The organism is Lysobacter antibioticus HS124 (assembly GCF_000336385.2).
Lineage (GTDB): Bacteria > Pseudomonadota > Gammaproteobacteria > Xanthomonadales > Xanthomonadaceae > Lysobacter > Lysobacter firmicutimachus.
Window position 1 is genome coordinate 80,185 of sequence record NZ_HG424515.1, and the last position, 6,000, is coordinate 86,184.

The following is a 6,000-nucleotide window of genomic DNA, read 5'->3' on the forward strand; positions in this document are numbered from 1 at the left end:
TCAGCTGGAAAAGCGACAATAGATTTATATAAATCAATAACTTGAATCGTTGTTCTTCAGGTATTGCATTAACTTGAGGTCGGCGCTAGGCTGCACCCATCCCGGTGCCAGCCGGGGCCGTGCCACAACTCGACATCTGCCGGCGCAAGCCGGTTTTGCAAGGAGGCCTCGCGCCTCCTTTTTCTTTGGCGGTTCGCGGTCTCCCCCAGCCGCATCGCGTCGCGCGCTCGCGCCCGCTCGAAGCCGGCATCGGCGATGCACTGACCGGTAACGCCGGCGCAGCGGCGAGAACGCGCGAAGGCGTCGTCGCTAAGCGAATCCGATAGGCGTCTCTCGTCGCATGCGGAGAACCTTGGCGCCATCGATCGAAAGAATTCCGCCAGCGCACGAACCGGCGCGCGACGACGCCGCTGGTCGCGCTGCGAGAGCAATGCGCAGGCCGAACACGCGCGTTCGCGCTTGATTCGATCGATCGCGCGATCTCTGTTGTACGCGCTCGGGCCGATCAGGGCCCGATGCCGTCGCGCGACCAGTGCGCGGTGCGTGATTCGCGCACGGTTGACAGGCGCCTCGCGAAGGCTGTTCTGGCGTCTTCATCCCGTCTGCGAATCGGCCATATCGCCCGGAAAATCTAAGAATATTCTTAGATTCACCTTTTCTCACCGCACCACTTTGAAAATTTGATGCGCACCACACGGCCTCTCCTTGATGTTTGCGATACGCAGGAGTAATTGGTCGTCCCAGCGTCGAGTTCTCCCGATGAAGCAGTGGGGCATCGGGAGACTCAAATGGCGGCTGACGCAGAGTCGTCGTCTCAGTGGTGCTTCCAGGTCTCGCACATCGCGCTGTCGGCGTCGGCTGCGTACCGGTCGACGATTCCCGCCATGGCGTTGCGAGCGAAGGCGTCAGATCGGCGTCATGTCTTTCAGGTTCGGCACAGTAGTTTCAAACGGGGGCATCATGAATCGCATTTTTCGCATCCTTTGGTCGCGCACCTTGAATGCCTGGGTGGTCGTGTCCGAACTCGCCACCGCTCGCGGCAAGTGCGGTGGCGGCGCGGACGAACGCGGCGGCGCGGACGAACGGCCCTTGGCGGAGCTTCGCGACACCGGACCGCCCCATCGACACAACCCGTCCTTGCTGCGCGGCATCTTCGTGGCGCTGTTGTTGCTGCACGCGCCGGTGCAGGCCGCGGACCGGTACTGGGATTTCAACGGCACTGCGGTCGGTACCGGCGGCAGCGGCACCTGGAACCTCACCAGCCCGTTCTGGAGCCCCAACGGCGACGGCGTCAGCGGCCCCTACAGCGCCTGGAACAACGCCGCGATCGACGATGCGTTCTTCGGCGGAACCGCAGGCACGGTGACCCTGGGCGTGCCGATCACCGCTCACAATCTGACCTTCCTGACCACCGGCTACACCCTCACCGGCAGCACCCTGACCCTGGCCGGCGCGACGCCCACCGTCACCACCAATGCGGGCGTCACCACGACCATCGGTTCGATCATTGCCGGCAGCGCCGGCCTGACCAAGGCCGGCACGGGCGCCCTGTCGCTGAGCGGCGCGAACACGTTCACCGGCGCGGTCAATGTTAACGCCGGCAGCTTGACCGTGAGCGGCAACGGCGCCCTCGGCAACATCGCCAATGCCGTCAACATGGCCAACGGTACCCAACTGAGCGTGGGCACTACTGGGGGCGGTCTGGCAGGACGGACGGTTTCGCTTACCGGAACCGTCGTGATCTCGGGTGGCGGCGCCGGCAGCGGCTTCTATACCGGCAGCGGCAACGCCAACTTCCTCGGCTTGGCATTGACCAACAATCTCAGCAACTACACGGGCAGGACCATTTTCTCCAGTGGGGCCGCGTCCAGCTTCACCTCCATTGCCGACTTGGGAATCGCCAGTTCTCTGGGGGCGCCGACCAGCGCCGCGAACGGCATCATTACCATCGGATCACCAGGTCAAACCAATGCCGTTCTGGACTATTTCGGCGACGGCGACACCTCCAACCGTGGCTGGCAAATCAATCCGCCGGCGGGCCCGAGCGGCGAGGCGGCGTACCTGCGCAACCGAGGGACAGGCACTTTGACCCTGACCGGGAACATCGCCTTGGGCGGCGGCTCGGGCAACGCCGCCCAGTTCCAGGCGTTGACCGCCAATATGGAACTGCTGGGCGTGATCAGCAGCAACAATACCCGCGATGCCTGGTTCGTCGCCCAGGCCGGGCGCACCGTACGCCTCGGCGACGCCAACACCTTCACCGGACGGGCGGTGATCCGCGACGCAGGGCGGGTGGTGGTCAACACCCTTGCCAACCGTGGCGTCGTCAGTTCGTTGGGCGCCGGCAGCGTCATCAGCCTCAGTGCGAACGGCACCCTGAGCTATACCGGCGCGGGCGCCAGCACCGATCGCGATTGGCAGATCGGCGTCGGCACGCTGGCCAACGACGGCACTGGCGCGCTGACGCTGAGCGGCCCCATGGCCCTCGCCACCAGCGCCACCCTCGCCGGCAGCTTCACCGGCGCGGCCAACGTCATTACCGGCGTGATCTCCGGCAACAGCAGCTTGCGCAGCGGCGGCGCGGCGACCTGGCTGCTCACCGGCGCCAATACCTACACCGGGACCACCATCGTCGACAACGGCGTATTGCGCGCAGGCACCGCCACTGCCTTCGGCGCGTCCGCTGCGGCGCAGGTCAACGGCGGCACGCTGGACTTGAACGGATTCGACAGGACCTTCGGCACGCTGTCCGGCACCGGCGGCACGGTCGAGCTGGACAGCGCCATCTTGACCTTGAACGGTGCCGCGGGCGTTACCTCGACCTATGCCGGCAGCATCACCGGAAGCGGTGGTCTGACCAAGCTGGGAGCCAGCACCCAGACCCTGACCGGCGCCAGCACCTATGCCGGCGCCACCACCGTCGGCGGCGGAACGCTGCGCCTGGACTTCAGCACGGCGGGCGGCCCGACCAGCGACATCATCGCCGGCGCTTCGACGCTTAACATGACGGGCGGCACGCTCAACGTGGTCGGAGCGGCCGGCGAAGCCAACACCCAGAACTTCAACGGCCTGAACGTCACCGCCAGCAACAACACCATCGGCGTCGTCGCCGGCAGCGGCGGCAGCGCTACCCTCAACCTGGGCGCCATCAACCGCACCGGCGGACTGATCAACTTCAACCTGCCGGTCAGCGGCAACATCACCACCACTAACACCACACTGGGCGGCTGGGCGACGGTCAACGGTACCGACTATGCCAAGGTGGTGGGCGGTAACATCACCGCCTTCACCCTGGCCGACTACACCCAGAAAGACAACGCCGCCAACTGGCTCGACAACGAGTTCATCACCGACACCGTCGGCTTCTTCGGCACGGTGACTGGCACCAAGCAGCTCGGCGGGCTGCGCTATACGCGTCCGGTGTCGACCACCGTGACCGTGTCGGCCAGCAATACCCTCGGCGTGGACGGCACCATCATCGTCGCGCCTACGGTGCTCAATACCAACCAGACCATCACTGGCGGGCAGTTGACCGGCGCCAACGGCGGCGACCTGGCGGTACAGCAGAACAGCACCGGCAACTTCACCATCGCCTCGCAAATCGTCGACAACGGCGGGGCGACGGGTTTCACCAAGTCCGGTACCGGGCTGGTCACGCTGACCAATGCCAACAACAGCTACACCGGTCCGACCCGCGTGGTGCAGGGCACGCTGTCGGTCAACAACATCGGCAACGGCGGCGCGGCCAGCAGCATCGGCGCATCGGCGGCCGATCCGTCGAATCTGGTGTTGGAAGGAAGCACGCTGCGCTATACCGGCGGCACCACGACCAGCGACCGCGGTTTCACCATCGGCAAATCGGGCGCGATCCTGGGCAGCGGGATCGAGGTGAGCAATGCCGCGACCAACCTCACCCTCCAAGGCTTGGTGACCAGCGCCGACGGCGCGGAATTCACCAAGAGCGGCGCCGGTACGCTGACTCTCGCCAACGACACCAACAACAACACCGGCATCGTCACGGTCACGGGCGGCCTGCTCTCGGTCGACACCCTGGCCAACGGTGGCCAGGTCAGCGGCCTCGGCGCGGCCTCGGCGGATTCGGCCAATTTGGTACTCAACGGCGGCGGGCTGCAGTACACCGGCGGTACCGTCGTCACCAACCGCGGCTTTACCCTCGGTACCAACGACGGCATCGTCGATGTGAGCAACGCGGCGACGACACTGACCGTAAGCGGCATCGTGGCGGGGGTCGGCAATTCCATGACCAAGAACGGCGCCGGCACGCTGGTGCTGTCGGGCACCAACACCTACACCGGCGGCAATACCGTCAATGCCGGCATCCTGCGCGCCGGGTCCACACAGGCCTTCGGCGCTCCCAGCACCTCAGCGGTCATGACGCTGGCCAATGCGCCCGGCGTGGTGCTGGATCTGAACAATTTCGACAACACCATCGGGCCGCTGAATGGCGGGGGCGCTAATGGCGGCAACGTCACTTTGGGTTCCGCCACGCTGCGCATCGCCGGCGGTGGCGGCAACTATTCGGGTGCGATCAGCGGCACCGGCGGCGTTCTGCTCACCAACGGCGGCATCCAGACCTTCAACGGCTGCAACAACACCTACACCGGCCCTACCACCCTACAAGGGTCCAATCTGCTCGTCGATTGCTTGGCCGACGGCGGCCTCGCCAGCGGTATCGGCGCGTCCAGCTCTGCGTCCACCAACCTCGTGTTCAATAACGGATCTTTGCTATACACCGGCGGCAGCATCGCCATTGATCGCGGCTTCCAGCTATTGGGAGCCGGCGGCATTCATGTGAGCAACGCCGCAACCACTTTGGAATTCGAAGGGGCTGCGATCGGCGCAGGAGCGCTGATCAAGCGCGAAGCGGGAACCCTGGTGCTGTCGGGAAACAATAGCTATACCGGCAACACCCAGGTCGAGGGCGGCATCCTGCGCGCCGGATCGGCCACGGCATTCGGCACCACCAACGCTTTCGTGATGACCAACGGCGCCGGCGTGCTGCTGGATCTGAACAACTTCAACGTCAACGCGGGCGCTCTGGTCGGCGGCGGGACCCTGGGCGGCAACATCGCATTGGGCACCGGCACGCTGACGATCCGGGACGGCCTGACTCAGACGTATGCCGGCGCGATCGGCGGCCCCGGCAACCTGATCAAGAACGGCGCCGGCCTTCAGACGCTGTCGGGCTGCAACAGCAACTACACCGGCGCCACGACGATCAATGCCGGCGTGCTGGCGGTCAATTGTCTGGAAAACGGCGGGGTCAACAGCTCGATCGGCGCCTCCGCCGCCGATCCCGCCAATCTGATGCTCAGTGGCGGCACCCTGCGTTACGTGGGCACGGGCAGCAGCACCGACCGTCAATTCACCCTCGGTACCGGCGGCGGTACGCTCGACGCCTCCGGGACCGGCATCGTCCATTTCACCTCCACCGCGCCGGTGGCCTTGGCGGGCGCGAACGTCGCCCGAACGTTCACCCTGACCGGCACCAACACCGGCGACAACCTGTTCGCCGCGCAATTGAACAACAATGGCGCGGGCGTCACGTCGCTGACCAAGACCGGCACCGGCACCTGGCGCCTGAGCAACAACAACAGCACTTACACCGGCATCACCACCATCAGCGGCGGCGTGCTCAGCGTCGACCAGATGGCCGACGGCGGCCTCGCCAGCAGCATCGGCGCCTCGTCCGCCGCCGCCGCCAACCTGGTGATCGGCAACGGTTCCACCTTGCGCTACACCGGTACGGGCGACAGCACCAACCGCCAGTTCACCCTGGCTCCCGGCGTCACCTTCATCGAGTCCTCGGGCACCGGCGCGCTGCAGTTCACCAACACCGGGCCGGTGACGCTGAGCGGCACCAATACCCCGCGCACCATCGCCCTGGGTGGCACCAATACCGGCAACAACACCATGGGCGGCACCATCGGCAACAACGGTACCGGCGCCACCACCCTGGCCAAGAACGACAGCGGCACC

1 protein-coding gene is annotated in these 6,000 nt (G+C 65.7%); it reads left to right on the forward strand.

From position 1 onward, the window contains the following. Positions 1 to 759 precede the first annotated feature (759 nt). On the forward strand, positions 760 to 6,000 hold a 5,241-nt coding region (locus TX83_RS13830; protein WP_186442599.1), incomplete at its 3' end, for an autotransporter-associated beta strand repeat-containing protein.